The following is a 14,861-nucleotide window of genomic DNA, read 5'->3' on the forward strand; positions in this document are numbered from 1 at the left end:
GACCGGGCTTTCCCAGTCAAGCGACCGGACTCAGAAGTCCATGCCACCCATGCCACCGGACGGGTCGGCGGGAGCGGCCGAAGCCTTCTCCGGCTTGTCCGCCACGACGGCCTCGGTGGTCAGGAACAGCGCCGCGATGGACGCGGCGTTCTGCAGCGCGGAGCGGGTGACCTTCGTCGGGTCCGGCACGCCGGCGGCGAGCAGGTCCTCGTAGACACCCGTGGCGGCGTTGAGGCCGTGACCCTGCGGCAGGCCCTTGACCTTCTCCACCACGACGCCGCCTTCGAGGCCGGCGTTGATCGCGATCTGCTTGAGCGGGGCCTCGACGGCCACCTTGACGATGTTGGCACCAGTGGCCTCGTCGCCCTCGAGCTTCAGGCCCGCGAAGGCCGCCTCGGCAGCCTGGATGAGAGCGACGCCACCACCGGCGACGATGCCCTCTTCGACGGCGGCCTTGGCGTTGCGCACCGCGTCCTCGATGCGGTGCTTGCGCTCCTTGAGCTCGACCTCGGTCGCGGCGCCGGCCTTGATGACGGCCACGCCGCCGGCCAGCTTCGCGAGCCGCTCCTGCAGCTTCTCGCGGTCGTAGTCCGAGTCCGAGTTCTCGATCTCGGCGCGGATCTGGTTGACGCGACCCTGGATCTGGTCGGCGTCGCCCGCACCCTCGACGATGGTCGTCTCGTCCTTGGTGATGACGGCCTTGCGGGCCTTGCCCAGCAGGGACAGGTCCGCGTTCTCCAGCTTGAGGCCGACGTCCTCGGAGATGACCTGGCCACCGGTCAGGATCGCGATGTCCTGCAGGATCGCCTTGCGGCGGTCACCGAAGCCCGGGGCCTTGACGGCGACGGACTTGAAGGTGCCGCGCATCTTGTTGACGATCAGGGTGGCCAGGGCCTCGCCCTCGACGTCCTCGGCGATGATCAGCAGCGGCTTGCCGGACTGGATGACCTTCTCCAGCAGCGGCAGGACGTCCTTGACGGTGGAGATCTTGGAACCGAAGAGGAGGATGTACGGGTCCTCGAGCTCGGCTTCCTGACGCTCCGGGTCGGTCACGAAGTAACCGGAGATGTAGCCCTTGTCGAAGCGCATGCCCTCGGTGAGCTCGAGCTCGAGACCGAAGGTGTTGCTCTCCTCGACGGTGACGACGCCTTCCTTGCCGACCTTGTCCAGCGCCTCGGCGATCAGCTCGCCGATGGTGCGGTCAGCGGCCGAGATCGAGGCGGTAGCAGCGATCTGCTCCTTGGTCTCGATCTGCACGGCGGCCTTGTGCAGCTGCTCGGTGATGGCCTCGACGGCCGCCTCGATGCCGCGCTTCAGGCTGATCGGGTCGGCGCCGGCCGCGACGTTGCGCAGGCCTTCCTTGACCAGGGCCTGGGCGAGCACGGTGGCGGTGGTGGTGCCGTCACCCGCGACGTCGTCGGTCTTCTTGGCGACCTCTTTGACGAGCTCGGCCCCGATCTTCTCCCACGGGTCTTCGAGCTCGATCTCCTTGGCGATGGAGACACCGTCGTTGGTGATCGTCGGCGCGCCCCACTTCTTTTCGAGCACGACGTTCCGGCCCCGCGGGCCGAGGGTCACCTTGACGGCTTCGGCGAGGATGTTCAAGCCGCGCTCAAGACCGCGGCGGGCGTCCTCGTCGAACGCGATCAGTTTGGCCATTGCGGTGTGGTCCTCCGGTATTGGGCGCCACCGCCGCGCTGTCCACAGCGGCGGCAGCAGGACTCTTCCTCGGCCAGGCTCGGTGCCCGCGACGGACGACTGACCCGGGTGGGGGTCAGCCTCACCGTCCCGACCTTTGGCACTCGACGGCGTCGAGTGCCAAGTCCGTGTTTAGCACTCTCGGGGTGAGAGTGCAAGAAGACCTGCTCAGCGCCGCACGATCAGGAGCTCGGCTTGATGCTGATCGACGTCGGGGGCGCGTTCAGCGAGGAAGTCGGGTTGGTCTGCGAGTCACCCGGGCCGACGGGGATGTTCGGCGCCGTCGTCTGGCCGCCGCCACCGCTGCCGCCGTCGCCGAAGAGGAAGATCGCGCCCACCACCAAGCCGGCCACGACCACCAGGCCGAGGACGATGAAGAGCCACTTCTTGCCACCGCTGCTCTTCGGCTGGTGGAACGCGCCCGCACCACCGGCGGGCATCGGCGGGCGCAGCCGCATCGGGTCGCCGGGCGGGCCGTAGCCGGGCGGCGGGCCCTGCGGGGGCATGCCCTGCTGCGGCGGGTAGCCGTACCCCGGGGGTGGGCCCTGCGGCGGCATCCCGGGCGGCGGCCCCTGTGGTGCGCCCTGCTGCGGATAGCCGTAACCGGGCGGCGGCCCAGGCGGCCCCGGCGGGCCTTGCGGGCCCTGCGGTCCGGGCCCCTGGCCGTAGCCGGGCTGCTGTCCTCCGTACGGGTGCACGGGGGCCCCCTCTCCCTGCGGTGCGCTGTTCTGATGCGGCCCCTGTTGTACCTGACCAGGACGCTGCGGCGCGGGGATTCCGCCCGAATGGGACCCGGGCGGGCCGGGCGGGGTGTCCGAGTTCGCCAGGGGCCCGAGCGCGCGGCGCGCGGCCGCGACCATCTCGACGCAACTGGCGTAGCGGTCGGCCGGGCTCTTGGCCATGCCGCGCCGGATCACCTCGTCGATCGCCGGCGGCAGCGCGACGGCGCGGGAGATCGCCGGCGGCTCGCCGTTGAGATGACCCTTGATCACCGTCGGGACGTCGCCCTTGAACGGCGGGCTCCCGGTGAGGCAGGCGTAGAGGACGCACGTCAGCGCGTACTGGTCGGTGCGCCCGTCCAGTGGCTCCCCGCGCAGGTGCTCGGGGGCCGCGTACGTGGGCGAGCCGAGGAAGTCGCCGCCGCGCGTCCGGTGCCCGGTCGCGCCGCGCCGGGTCAGCCCGAAGTCGGCGACGTAGACGTGCTCGCGCGAGGTCTCCTTCTTCGTCACCAGCACGTTCGCCGGCTTGACGTCGAGATGGACCAGACCACGGTTGTGCAGCGTGTCGAGGGCGTCCGCGACCTGGTCGAGCATCGTCAGGGCGCGGGACGGCGCGATGGGTCCCCCCGAGATCAACCCGGCGAGATCGCCGCCGTCGACCATGCGCATGGCGATGTAGAGCATGCCGTCGAGCTCGCCGAAGTCGTACAGCGGCACGACGTTGGCGTGGTCGATCGCGGACGTGTTGCGCGCTTCGTCGACGAACCGTTCGCGGAACTCGGCGTCGGCCCCGAGGTGGTCACCGATGACCTTCAGGGCCACCTTGCGGCCGAGCCGCACATCCGTGGCCTTGTAGGTCACACTCATGCCGCCCTTGCCGAGCACTCCGTCGATGCGGTAGTTGCCCAGCCGGCGACCGGTGAGGTCCCCCGACACATCGCCTGTCACGCCCGCAGCCTAACGCCCCTGGTTCGGCGCCTGCCGGGGGTTCACCGATCAGCTGACAGGCGTGTTACGAAACCTTTCGAACGTCGGCTGCCTGGCTCCGGCCATCCCGGCCCGACTGGACTTCGAACTCGACGCGATCGCCTTCGTCCAAAGTGCGGAATCCTTCGGACTGGATGGCCGAATAGTGGACGAACACGTCCGGCCCCTCCGTGGATTCGATGAACCCGTAGCCTTTTTCCGAGTTGAACCATTTGACGGTGCCGACAGCCACGGCGCCCTCCCTCAGCACAAAGGATCCGCTGGCCCGAGCGGATGCCAGCGGCGGAAGTGTCAATCACGCTACCGGAATTATTCCCCTCGGCAATGGGCAATTCGTCCGAAGATCACGAACCCGAAAGGCGTCGGTTCCGCGCGTGCACGAGCACCGTCCCGGGACCCGCGAAGTCGAGAGCGAGTCCTTCGCCGGTGCGCAGTGACTGCGGCCCGCCCGGGTCGAGGGCCCGCAACCGGCACTGGATGGTGTCGGGATAGGCCAGCAGGTAGTCCGGCCGGACCGTGACCAGCTCGCCCTTCCCGAGGTCGAACGCGTCCACCGGGCCCGGCGCGGCCAGCACGAGCGGCCCGGTCCCGCTGTAGTGCTCGAGGAATCCCGAATCGGCGCCGAAGAGCTGCTGCAGCGGCCCCCAGCCGGCGTCGTGCCGGACCGACGAGGGCCGCACCAGCACCGCGTCGCGGTGCACCGACCAGCCCGTGCCGCCGCCCACGTCGAGCGGGTAGACGTCGCCCGGGCGCAGCGGCGCGAAGTCGATCCAGCCGCCGTCGGCCGGTGCGGTGTAGACCACTGCCGTGCTCTTGCCCGCGCGGACACCGCCGCGGCCGGCCGGCGTCTCGGTGACCCCGAACCGGCTGGCGAGCAGGGTTTCCGGCGCGGCCTGCACGGCCTCGCCCGGGTCCAGCAGGACGCGGGCGACGCCGAAGGTGGGCGTGTGCCGGGTCTGGACGCGCATCAGCGCGACGGGACGTGGGAGACGATCCAGCTGATCAGCGCCGACGGGTTGCGCGTCTGCGTCATGATCTGGCCGGGGCCGACGAAGTCGAACACCAGGCCTTCGCCGCTCTTCATGGACTGGATGATGCCCTGCGCGACCTTCCGGATCTGGTACTGCACGGTGTCGGCGTACGCGACGACGTGCCCGGTGTCGATGGTCACCATCTCGCCCTGCTGCAGCGTGATGGTCTCGACCGCGCCGTAGCAGCTGACGAGCAGCTGACCCTGGCCGGTCGCGTGGGTCAGGAAGCCGCCCTCGCCGCCCATCAGGTTCTTCATCCCGCCCCACTTGGTCTCGGTCTGCACGCCGTGCGACGACGCGAGCCAGCAGCCGCGGGTGACGGCCCAGCCGGTCCGGCCGTCGAGGGTGATCACCTGGATGTCGCCGGGCAGGTTGGCGGCGACGTCGACCCAGCCGCCGTTCTGCGGCGCGGTGAAGGTGGAGATGAAGAAGGACTCGCCGGAGAGGAACGCGCGGCCGAGGCCCTTCATGATCCCGCCCTGCGCCTGCGACTGCACCTGCACGCCGTAGCTGGTGGCCATCATCGCGCCGGACTCGACCTGGCACGGCTCGCCGGGCGCCAGCATCAGCCGGGCGACGGCGAACGAAGGCTGTTGACGGATTCCGACCTGCATGCGTGCTCCCCTGAGGCGTGCCTGTGACGGGGCAGAGTCTTGCATGCGTCCCGCAGGCGGGGAGGATGGTCCGGTGATCTCCGTCGACGACTACCGCGACCGCGTCGCCGCGCTCCTCGGCACGGCCCCCGCGACCATGCTGCCCCTCGCCGCCGCGGCCGGCCTCGTCCTGGCCGAAGACGTGCGCGCCGGCGTCTCGCTGCCACCCTTCGACAACTCCGCGATGGACGGCTACGCGGTCCGCGCCGATGACGCAGCCACCACCCCGGTGACCCTGCCGGTGGCCGACGACATCCCGGCGGGCCGGGTCGACGTCCGGCCGCTCGAACCGGGCACCGCGCACCGGATCATGACCGGCGCGCCGCTGCCACCGGGCGCGGACGCCGTCGTGATGGTCGAGGACACCGACGGCGGCACGTCGCAGGTGACCATTTCCGCTCCCGCCCGCGAGGGCGCGCACATCCGGCGCGCCGCCGAGGACGTCGTCGCCGGCGACGTCGCCCTGCACGCCGGCACCGTGCTGGGCCACTCCCAGCTGGGCCTCGCGGCCGCGGTCGGGCTCGCCGAGGTGCGGGTGCACCGGCCGTTGCGGGTCGTGGTCGCCTCGACCGGCACCGAGCTGATCGACGCGCCGGCCCCGCTGCGCCACGGCCAGATCTACGAGTCCAACAGCGTGATGCTCGCCGCGGCGATCCGGGGCCTCGGCTGCGAGGTCGACGTCGTCCGCAGCGTCGTCGACGACGTCGAGGAGTTCCGCAAGGTCATCGAGCCGAAGCTGGCCGGCGCCGACCTGCTGGTCACCTCCGGTGGGGTCAGCGCGGGCGCGTACGAAGTGGTGAAGGACGCGCTGACCGGGCAAGGCGTCGAGTTCGCGAAGATCGCGATGCAGCCGGGCGGGCCGCAGGGCAGCGGACGCTGGCAGGGCGTGCCCGTGGTGGCGCTGCCCGGCAACCCGGTCAGCGTGCTGGTGTCGTTCGAGGCCTTCCTGCGCCCGGCGCTGCTGGCGGCGATGGGCCACACGGACGTCTCCCGGCGGCGGGTGCGGGCCCGGCTGACCGAGGCGATGAGCTCGCCCGCCGGGCGCCGCCAGTACCGGCGGGGCGTGTTCACCCCGTCCGACCGGGAGGTCACCGGGATCGTCGGACCGCGCGGCGGGCCGGGCTCGCACCTGCTGGCCGCGTTCACCCAGGCCAACTGCCTGATCGTGCTCCCGGAGGACGTCACGTCGGCTGAGGAAGGCGCCGAGGTGGACGTCCTGCTGCTCTGACTGGGAAGTCCCGCAGCTTCCGGTAGGGCGCGAGCAGCGGCAACGCGAGGATCGAAATCCCCGCGGCCGCCCAGAGCGTCTCGCGGATGCCGATCGCCTCTCCGAGCACGCCGCCGAGGACGCCGGCCAGCGGGATCGAGCCGTAGTTGACGATCGACATGCTGGAGTTGACCCGGCTGAACAGCTCGGGCGGGCAGTACTGCTGCCGGAACGTCGTGACCAGCACGTTGCCGGCGACGACACCCCCGCACACGCCGAACAGCGCGAGCCCGAACGGCACCAGGCCCCACCCGGGCCCGCTCAGCGGCCCGAGCAGCAGCATCGGCGCCGCCAAGACCTCGCACAGCAGCCACGCGCGTGCGGCGCCGAGGCGTGCGGCGAGCCGTCCGGCCACGGCCGCGCCGAGCACCCCTCCGGACGCACCCAGCGCCAGGACCAGCCCCACGAGCCCGGGTGCAGTGCCCAGCGTCCGGGACAAGAACACGATCTGGATGGCGCTGTAACCGGTGAGCGCGAGGTTCGAGACGGCGCCGAAGGTGATCAGCGACCGCAGGTACCGGTCGCCCACGACGAATCGGAGCCCCTCGGCGATCTGGCTGCGCAGCGGCGAGCGCTCGGCGGGAACGACGGTTTCGCGCGCCCGGATCGACCGCACGCACAGCACGGAGACACCGAAGCTGACCGCGTCCGCCAGGATGCCGCTGACCGGGCCGAACGCCTGGGCCAGCAGCCCGGCCAGGCCCGGCCCGGCGACCTGCGTCGCGGACTCGCTGCCCTGCAGCTTCGCGTTGGCTTCCAGGAGTTCGCCATCGCCGACGAGCGCCGGGAGGTAAGCGCGGTAGGCGAGGGTGAAGAACACCTTGGCGACGCCGCCGAGCAAAGCCGCGGCCAGCAGGTACGCCATGGTGAGCGCGCCGAAGGCGGCGGCGACCGGGACGCTGCCGAACACCGCCATCGAGACCGCGTTGCAGGTCAGCATGACCGGGCGCTTCGGCAGCCGGTCGACCCACGCACCCGCCGGCAGGCCGATGACCAGCCACGGCAGCCAGGCGGCCGCGGTGAGCAACGCCACTTGAAAGGTGCTCGCCCCCAAGGTGATGACCGCGACCAGCGGCAACGCCGTGCTCGCCACCATGCTGCCGAGCATGCTCGTGGTCTCGCCGGTCCAGAGCAGCCGGAAGTCCCTGTTCCCCCAGAGCCCCGTCACGGCTTGCCCAGCGACGCTCGCGCGGCGAAGAAGACCGGCCGGCGTTCGATGCCGTCGCCGGGTTCGGTGCGGTTCTCGAACTCGCCGATCAGCAGGAAGATCCGCTCGTTGAGCTCGTCGAGCTCGTCCTTGGACAGCCGGACCCAGGTGTCGATGCTGAACGGCGCCCCGCGCCACTCCTCGGGGTAGGTCTCGCGGTTCGCGATCCATTCGCGGGCGACCGCCGTCTGGTGATCGAGCACGAGGACCTCGGCGGCTTCGGCGACCGGATCGCCCGGGAAGTTGGCAGCGGCCCACCGCAGCGTCTTCGCACTGCGCTTCCACCAGCGTTCCCGCTGGTCGCGGGCCAGTTCCGGAGCCTCCTCGACCAGCTTCGCGGCGGCCAGGACCTTCATGTGGTGGCTGACGTTGCCGACCGCCTGGCCGGTCTTCGCGGCGAGCATCGACGCCGTCGCCGGGCCGTCGAGGTGCAGCAGTTCCAGGAGCCGGCGCCGCAACTGGTGGGACATGGCGGCCAGCACCTTCGAATCCCGGATCTCCCGGATGTCATCGGTCATGACGCACAAGAGTAGTTGTACAAGAGATCTTGCGCAATGACGCTTGTACATCTCCCTCACGTAAGCTTCGGCCATGGGTTTCGTCGCATGGGTGATCTTCGGCGCCATCGTCGGCTGGATCGCGAACCTGGTCGTCGGCGGGCGGGCGCGGCAACGCCTGGGTTGCCTGGTCAGCGTGCTTGTCGGGGTCGTCGGCGCGGCGCTGGGTGGGCTGGTCTACCGGCTCGCGACCGGCCAGGCGCAGGCGTTCGACTTCGACTTCCCGAGCTTCGGCGTGGCCATCCTCGGCGCGGTCGTGCTCCTGGCGATCCTCCGGCTCGCGAGCGGTCTGGCCCGGCGCCCGAGTGACCGTTGGTAACTTTCGCCGAACGAACCGTGATCAACGGGCCGGTGGACGCTAAAGTGCGTCCTCACGCGCATCTCCCGGTGGCCGGGTGCGTGCGCCGTCGGGGGGCGGATGCACCCGGCCGCTTTTCTCTTCCTCCCTCGCCTTTCTCGCCTTCTTCGCCTCGATGACGACGGCGGCCGCGCACACCGGGTCGACGAGCGACGGCAGAGGCACCTCGTCGATCTCCCGACACCACGCGCCCAGGAGCTCGCGAAGCCGGGCTTCGGCGGGATCGTGGCGGTCGTTCATCGGTCCTCACAGGTCAGGCGGGGCAGCGCCCCGAACGGCGGCAACTACTTAGAGTTATCGGCGAAGTCGACCTTGCGTTACGACGAGGCGATCATTCCCACCCGCTGCGGTGACCCCCTCCCGGAGGAGTCCGGCAGGGGCGCGCGGACACCCTCACCTGGGGCAGCGGTAGCGTGGGGACGCCCGTACGCGGCCGCCGGATTCCGGCGCCCACAGTTCTTCCGACACGAAATCAGGGGACCCGACCATGAGCGGCACCCGGCCGGAGCCCGCCGGCAACCCAGTCGCCCACGCCCTCCAGCTCGCCCGCGAAACACTGCCGCCGATGCACCCCGCCGGTCGCCCGTTCGTGGCGGGCGGCGCGGTCGCGACGCTGGTCGCCCGCCGGTTCTCCAAGCGCCTCGGCGTCCTCGGCGCGCTCACGACCGTGGCGATGGCCGCGTTCTTCCGCGAGCCGAAGCGGGTCCCGCCGCCGCGTGACGGCGTCGCCCTCGCCTCGGCCGACGGTCTCGTGTCGCTGATCGAGGAGGCCGTGCCGCCCGCCGAGCTCGGCCTGCCCGCCGAGCCGCGGATGCGCGTGTCGGTGTTCCTCTCGGTGTTCGACGTGCACGTCCAGCGCGTGCCGGCGAACGGCGTGATCGAGCGCGTCGCCTACCGGCCGGGCAAGTTCCTGTCCGCGGACCTGGACAAGGCGAGCGACGACAACGAACGCAACTCCGTGCTGATGCGCACCGAAGACGGCCACGAGCTCGTCGTCGTGCAGATCGCCGGCCTGGTCGCCCGCCGCATCCTCTGCGAGATCCGCGAAGGCGACAAGGTCGGCGCCGCTTCGACGTACGGCATCATCCGGTTCGGCTCGCGGGTCGACCTCTACCTACCGCCGGGCTCGACGGTGCTGGTCAGCAAGGGCCAGCGCACGATCGGCGGCGAGACGGTCATCGCCGAACTCCCTGCCGCGCCTGCGAAAGGCTGATCGATGGTCCGGGTGACCACCCCGGGCGTCCGGCTGCTGCCGAACGCCATCACCGTGCTGGCGCTGTGCGCGGGCCTCTCGGCCGTGCAGTTCGCGCTGACCAAGAACTACGGGATGGCGATCGCCTCGATCGGCATCGCGGCGGTGCTCGACAGCCTGGACGGCCGGATCGCCCGCCTGCTCGACGCGACGTCGAAGATGGGCGCGGAGCTGGACTCGCTGTCCGACGGCATCTCGTTCGGCGTCGCGCCGGCGCTGGTGATCTACGTGTGGCAGACGGGCGCGGACCGGATCGGCTGGGTGGCGTCGCTGATCTTCGCCGTCTGCATGATCCTGCGCCTGGCCCGGTTCAACACGCTGCTCGACGACACCGAGCAGCCGCCGTACGCGAGCGAGTTCTTCGTCGGCGTCCCGGCGCCCGCGGGCGGCCTGCTGGGGATGCTGCCGCTGGTGGCGTACCTGCAGTGGGGCGAGGGGTGGTGGTCGTCGCAGTACGTCGTGTGGGCGTGGACGGTCGCCATCGCGGCGCTGCTGATCAGCCGCATCCCGACGCTGTCGCTGAAGACGGTCAAGGCGCCGGCGAGGGCGATCGCGCCGCTGCTGCTCGGCGTCGCCCTCCTGGCGGCGGCGATCATCCAGTTCCCGCTGGTCGCCCTGTTCGCGGCGATGGTGCTGTACCTGGCGCACATCCCGTATTCGGTCTACCGGCACCGCTGGCTGGCGGCGCACCCCGAGGCCTGGGCGGCCCCGCCGCGCGAGCGCCGCGCGATCCGCCGGGCCCGCTCCCCGCGCCGCCTCGGCCTCCGCCCGCCGCTGCGCCGCCGCGTCGCGGGCGCGGCAATGCGCGCGGTCCGCCTCCCCCGCGAAACGGCCCGAACCCCCCGCGTCACCTCCGAAAACGGCCAGCGCCGCCGCTCCTGGCGCCAGATCGGCCTCCGCCGCAAGTAGCCGTGTCGACCCTCCAATCACGCGAGATGCCCCTTCAATCACGCGAGTTACGCCTTCAATCACGCGAGACCCGGGCTGGATCACGCGAGCGTCCGTGATCGGGAGGTCGACGCGCGTGGTTGAAGAGACGACACGGGTTCTCACCTCCTCGTGGGGCGATGGCTCGCTAGGGTGAAGGGCGTGAGCCACCCCCAGATCACGCTGACCGTCCGGCACACTCCGTCAGCGCTGGACACGCGCCGCGGCGTCGTCCGGCTGCATCCCGAAGTCCTCGACGCCTTGGGCCTGCGGGCTTGGGACGCCGTCCACCTCACCGGGGCGCGGGTCAGCGCCGCGCTCGCCGCGCCCGCCGACGAGACCGGGGTGCCCGGGGTGGTGCTCACCGACGACGTCACGATGTCGAACCTCGGCGTCACCGAGGGCGCGGAGGTCGTCGTCACGCCGGCCGACGTCGCGGCCGCCAAGACCGTGACCGTCGCCGGGTCGCGGCTGGCCAGCGTCTCGGTCAGCCCGCACATGCTGCGGCTCGCCCTGATCGGCAAGGTGCTCACCGTCGGCGACGCCGTTTCGCTGCTGCCGCAGGACCTCGCGCCGTCGCCGGGGTCGGACCCGGCCGGCCTGCGCGGCCAGCTGTCGCGGGCGATCGGCGCGACCTGGACGAACGAGCTGCTCACCGTCACCGCCACCGAGCCGGCCGGCACCGTCGCGGTCGGACCGTCCACAGTGGTCACCTGGCGCGACGGCGCCCGGCCGGGCGCCGCCGAACCGGCCACGCCGCGGACGGCGACCGCGCTGGTCCGCACCTCCGCCGTCACCGCGGCCGAGGAGTGGATCGACGCCGAGGTCGTCGAGGACGAGGTCGCGGCCGAAGAGGCCGCCGTCCCGCTGGCCGACCTGATCGGCACCGAAGCCGCCGCGCGCAAGCTCGCCGAGTGGTTCGACCTCGCCTTCCACCGGCCCGAGCTGCTGGCCCGCCTCGGCGCGCCCGCCCACCTCGGCGTCCTGCTGTCCGGCCCCGAAGGCGTCGGCAAGGCGACGCTCGTACGCTCGGTGGCCCACGAAGCGGGCATCAAGATCATCCCGCTGGCCGCGCCGAACCTCGCGGTGCTGGACCCGAACGTCGCCGTGGCTCGCCTGCGCGATGCCATCCGAAGCGCTGACGGCCCCTCCGTCCTCCTGTTCAGCGACGTCGACGCGCTGCTACCCGCGACGACTCCCCCGCCGGTGGCCACGGTCGTGCTGGAGGAGCTGCGGACGGCGTTGCGGCGCGAGCGCTTCGCCGTCGTGGCGACGACGGCCCGTGCCGAGTCGGCCGACCCGCGGCTGCGCGCCGCCGACCTGCTGGACCGTGAGCTCGGCCTGGCTCTCCCGGACGCGAAAACCCGCCGCGAGCTGCTGAACGTCCTGCTCCGCGACGTGCCGCTCGACGCCGGGATCGACTGCGGCGTCCTCGCCGAGCGGACGCCGGGCTTCGTCGCGGCGGACCTCATCGCGCTGCGCCGGGACGCAGCCCTGCGAGCGGCGCTGCGCCAGCGCGACACCGACGAGCCGCGCATCTCGCAGCAGGACCTGCTGGACGCGCTGGCCACCGTCCGGCCGGTCTCGATGTCCACTTCGGACAACCTGGCCACCGGCGGGCTGACCCTGGACGACGTCGGCAACATGGTCGACGTCAAGCAGTCGCTGACCGAGGCCGTGCTCTGGCCGCTGCGATACCCGGACTCGTTCGCCCGGCTCGGCGTCGATCCGCCGCGCGGGGTGCTGCTGTACGGGCCGCCCGGCGGCGGCAAGACGTTCCTCGTGCGGGCGCTGGCCGGCACCGGTGCGCTGAACGTCTTCGCGGTCAAGGGCGCCGAGCTGATGGACAAGTGGGTCGGCGAGTCCGAACGCGCGGTGCGGGAGCTGTTCCGCCGGGCCGCGGAGGCCGCGCCCGCGCTGATCTTCCTGGACGAGATCGACGCGCTGGCCCCGCGTCGCGGCCAGTCGTCCGACTCCGGCGTCGCCGACCGCGTGGTCGCCGCCCTGCTCACCGAGCTCGACGGCGTCGAGCCGATGCGCGAAGTCGTCGTCCTGGGCGCGACGAACCGGCCCGAGCTGGTCGACCCGGCGCTGCTGCGGCCCGGACGGCTCGAGCGCCGCGTCTACGTGCCCCCGCCGGACGCCGAGGCCCGCGCGGCGATCCTCGCGGCCAGTTCGAAGAACACCCCGCTGGCCGACGACGTCGACCTCGCCGCGGTGGCGTCCACTCTGGACGGATACTCGGCGGCCGACTGCGCGGCCCTGATCCGCGAAGCGGCGTTGACGGCGATGCGCGAGTCGCTGGAGGCCCGCGAAGTCACGGCAGCGCACCTGGACGCGGCCCGGAAGACGGTCCGGCCGAGCCTCGACCCCGGCCAGCTGGCCACCCTCGAGGCCTACGCGAAGACCCAGGCTGGTGATTGAAGGGGCAGCACGCGTGATCAGAGAGGCGTCACGCGTGATTGAAGGGGCATGACACGTGATGCCTGCTCAAGCACGCGAAAAGCCCGTCAGCTGCCCTTGTGGCCGGCCTGGTACTCCTTCGTCACTATGACGATGACCCCGGGGCTCGCGCTCTGGATGCCCTCGAAGCGGGGCTCGGCTTTGATGCCGAACTCCTGCGCGAGCTGCTTGGCCGCGGCTTCCTCGTCGGTGCCCGGGCGGTAGAACGCCGTCGTCGTCGGGATGATGCCCTGGGAGTAGTTGCTGACCTCGTTGACGTTCCAGCCGCTGCCGCGGAAGTCCTCCGCCGCGCGATCCGCCAAGCCCTTGATCGTCGAGTTGTTGAACACCCGGACGGTCACCCACTTGTTGGACGCCTGCTGGTCGCCACCCGGCTGGCCGGGGGCGGCCGACGTCGGCTGGCCGGGCGCCGGCGAGCTGGGGGACGGCGGGACGGGCGACGAAGAACTCGCCGAGGTCGAGGTCGAGGGCGGCGTCGCCGAAGAAGACGTCGAAGGCGGCGCCGAAGACGAGCCCGGCTGCGTCGGCGTCCCGCTCGGCCCGGCTTCGTTCGACCCGTTGCCCCCACCCAGCGCGGAGATCCCGCCGATGACCGCGGCGATGATCGCCACGCCGATCAACGCGACGCCCGCGGCCTTCATCGGCCGGGACATTCCGGAAAACACACTCATTTCAGCTCGATCCCCAGTCGGCGGGCGCCTCGCTTGCGCTGGCGGGCGGCGCGCGTCTTGCGCAGCCGCTTCACCAGCATCGGGTCGGCTTCGATCGCCTCCGGCTTCTCCAGCAGCTTGTTGAGCAGCTGGTAGTAGCGCGTCGCAGACAAGTCGAAGCGTTCGCGGATGGCGTTCTCCTTCGCCCCGGCGTGTCGCCACCACTGGCGCTCGAAGGCGAGGATCTCGACCTCGCGTTCGGTCAGGCCGGGTACGGGCTTCGGCGGCGACGGCTGCGGCTCAGCCATCGACTCCGCGGCGTCCATCCGAGTCCCTCTCAATCGGGCGTCATGGCGAATCAGATCCAGCTCTTCCGCGGGCGCCATTCAACCACGGAAGCGGCCGCCGACGTGGGCATCGACGTCGGCGCGTCACGGTCTGATGCAGGTCTACCAGAGGGGGCCGACTAAACTGGCTCGCCGTGACCATCCACCCCATCGTTATCGCCGGCGAACCCGTGCTGCACCAGCCGACTCGGGAGATCACCGAGTTCGACGAGAAGCTGCGCACGCTCGTGGACGACATGTTCGAGACGATGTACGCCGCCGAGGGTGTCGGCCTCGCGGCCAACCAGATCGGCCTCGATCTGCGGGTGTTCGTCTACGACTGCCCGGACGACGAAGGCGTCCGGCACAAGGGCGTCGTGGTCAACCCGAAGCTCGAGACCTCGGAGATCCCGGAGACCATGCCGGACCCGGACGACGACTGGGAGGGCTGCCTCTCGGCGCCCGGCGAGTCGTACCCGACGGGCCGCGCAAAGTGGGCGAAGGTGACCGGCTCCGACGTCGAGGGCAACCCGATCGAGGTCGAGGGCACCGGCTACTTCGCGCGCTGCCTGCAGCACGAAACCGATCACCTGGACGGGTACATCTACCTCGACCGCCTGGTCGGCCGCCACGCGCGCGCCGCGAAGAAGATGCTGAAGTCGAACAAGTGGGGCGTCCCCGGCAACTCGTGGCTGCCGCCGCGCACCCCCGAGGACGACGGCGCGGTCATCTGACCCGGCCCGCTCGTGAGTGGTAATTAGGGTTA

16 protein-coding genes are annotated in these 14,861 nt (G+C 71.3%); 6 read left to right on the forward strand and 10 right to left on the reverse strand.

Annotated features, from left to right (window positions below; genetic code table 11):
* Positions 1-30: 30 nt before the first annotated feature.
* From groL to ACLJQF_RS30840, 5 genes are all read right to left on the reverse strand, one after another.
* Positions 31-1,659, reverse strand: a complete 1,629-nt coding sequence (gene groL, locus ACLJQF_RS30820; RefSeq protein WP_013230279.1) for a chaperonin GroEL — start codon at positions 1,657-1,659, stop codon at positions 31-33.
* Positions 1,660-1,880: 221 nt separating this feature from the next.
* The gene (locus ACLJQF_RS30825) at positions 1,881-3,365 is read right to left on the reverse strand and encodes a serine/threonine-protein kinase (RefSeq protein WP_410613835.1); all 1,485 of its coding nucleotides are present in this window, start codon (positions 3,363-3,365) and stop codon (positions 1,881-1,883) included.
* Positions 3,366-3,429: 64 nt separating this feature from the next.
* Positions 3,430-3,636 (reverse strand): cold-shock protein, encoded by a 207-nt coding sequence (locus ACLJQF_RS30830; protein WP_003085446.1) that lies wholly within the window; start codon positions 3,634-3,636, stop codon positions 3,430-3,432.
* Between the two features lie 112 nt (positions 3,637-3,748).
* Positions 3,749-4,372 carry an AIM24 family protein gene (locus ACLJQF_RS30835; RefSeq protein ID WP_410613836.1) on the reverse strand — a complete coding sequence of 208 codons (624 nt, stop codon included), beginning with the start codon at positions 4,370-4,372 and terminating at the stop codon, positions 3,749-3,751.
* Positions 4,372-5,049 (reverse strand): TIGR00266 family protein, encoded by a 678-nt coding sequence (locus ACLJQF_RS30840; protein ID WP_410613837.1) that lies wholly within the window; start codon positions 5,047-5,049, stop codon positions 4,372-4,374. Before ACLJQF_RS30840 ends, ACLJQF_RS30835 begins: the two co-directional genes overlap by 1 nt.
* 73 nt (positions 5,050-5,122) lie before the next feature.
* Between ACLJQF_RS30840 and glp the strand changes: the two genes are divergently transcribed.
* Positions 5,123-6,316, forward strand: a complete 1,194-nt coding sequence (glp, locus tag ACLJQF_RS30845) for a gephyrin-like molybdotransferase Glp (RefSeq protein WP_410613838.1) — start codon at positions 5,123-5,125, stop codon at positions 6,314-6,316.
* Here the strand turns inward: glp and ACLJQF_RS30850 are convergent.
* Both ACLJQF_RS30850 and ACLJQF_RS30855 read right to left on the reverse strand, forming a co-directional pair.
* A complete protein-coding gene (locus ACLJQF_RS30850; protein WP_410613839.1) occupies positions 6,270-7,523 on the reverse strand; it encodes an MFS transporter in 1,254 nt (417 codons plus the stop codon). The two genes, glp and ACLJQF_RS30850, sit on opposite strands and share 47 nt — an antisense overlap.
* Positions 7,520-8,080 (reverse strand): helix-turn-helix domain-containing protein, encoded by a 561-nt coding sequence (locus ACLJQF_RS30855; protein ID WP_410613840.1) that lies wholly within the window; start codon positions 8,078-8,080, stop codon positions 7,520-7,522. The genes ACLJQF_RS30850 and ACLJQF_RS30855 overlap by 4 nt, the downstream gene beginning before the upstream one ends.
* 73 nt (positions 8,081-8,153) lie before the next feature.
* Here ACLJQF_RS30855 and ACLJQF_RS30860 point away from each other — a divergent pair, with 73 nt between their 5' ends.
* A complete protein-coding gene (locus ACLJQF_RS30860; protein ID WP_410613841.1) occupies positions 8,154-8,438 on the forward strand; it encodes a GlsB/YeaQ/YmgE family stress response membrane protein in 285 nt (94 codons plus the stop codon).
* Between the two features lie 39 nt (positions 8,439-8,477).
* Here the strand turns inward: ACLJQF_RS30860 and ACLJQF_RS30865 are convergent, their stop codons facing one another.
* Positions 8,478-8,717 carry a hypothetical protein gene (locus ACLJQF_RS30865; RefSeq protein ID WP_410613842.1) on the reverse strand — a complete coding sequence of 80 codons (240 nt, stop codon included), beginning with the start codon at positions 8,715-8,717 and terminating at the stop codon, positions 8,478-8,480.
* 247 nt (positions 8,718-8,964) lie between these two features.
* Between ACLJQF_RS30865 and ACLJQF_RS30870 the strand changes: the two genes are divergently transcribed.
* The 3 genes from ACLJQF_RS30870 to ACLJQF_RS30880 all read left to right on the forward strand — a co-directional run bounded on the left by ACLJQF_RS30870 (position 8,965) and on the right by ACLJQF_RS30880 (position 13,080).
* The gene (locus ACLJQF_RS30870; protein WP_410613843.1) at positions 8,965-9,690 is read left to right on the forward strand and encodes a phosphatidylserine decarboxylase; all 726 of its coding nucleotides are present in this window, start codon (positions 8,965-8,967) and stop codon (positions 9,688-9,690) included.
* A gap of 3 nt (positions 9,691-9,693) precedes the next feature.
* Positions 9,694-10,638, forward strand: a complete 945-nt coding sequence (gene pssA / locus ACLJQF_RS30875) for a CDP-diacylglycerol--serine O-phosphatidyltransferase (protein ID WP_410613844.1) — start codon at positions 9,694-9,696, stop codon at positions 10,636-10,638.
* Between the two features lie 180 nt (positions 10,639-10,818).
* Positions 10,819-13,080 (forward strand): AAA family ATPase, encoded by a 2,262-nt coding sequence (locus ACLJQF_RS30880; RefSeq protein ID WP_410613845.1) that lies wholly within the window; start codon positions 10,819-10,821, stop codon positions 13,078-13,080.
* An 86-nt stretch (positions 13,081-13,166) separates the two neighbouring features.
* Here the strand turns inward: ACLJQF_RS30880 and ACLJQF_RS30885 are convergent, their stop codons facing one another.
* The gene (locus ACLJQF_RS30885; protein ID WP_410613846.1) at positions 13,167-13,790 is read right to left on the reverse strand and encodes a LytR C-terminal domain-containing protein; all 624 of its coding nucleotides are present in this window, start codon (positions 13,788-13,790) and stop codon (positions 13,167-13,169) included.
* Positions 13,787-14,095: a DUF3263 domain-containing protein gene (locus ACLJQF_RS30890; RefSeq protein WP_003101701.1), complete on the reverse strand. Its 309-nt coding sequence runs from the start codon at positions 14,093-14,095 to the stop codon at positions 13,787-13,789. The genes ACLJQF_RS30885 and ACLJQF_RS30890 overlap by 4 nt, the downstream gene beginning before the upstream one ends.
* A gap of 155 nt (positions 14,096-14,250) precedes the next feature.
* Between ACLJQF_RS30890 and ACLJQF_RS30895 the strand changes: the two genes are divergently transcribed.
* Positions 14,251-14,829: a peptide deformylase gene (locus tag ACLJQF_RS30895; protein ID WP_360163991.1), complete on the forward strand. Its 579-nt coding sequence runs from the start codon at positions 14,251-14,253 to the stop codon at positions 14,827-14,829.
* Positions 14,830-14,861: the final 32 nt, after the last annotated feature.

The organism is Amycolatopsis sp. lyj-109, assembly GCF_046548995.1.
Classification (GTDB): domain Bacteria; phylum Actinomycetota; class Actinomycetes; order Mycobacteriales; family Pseudonocardiaceae; genus Amycolatopsis.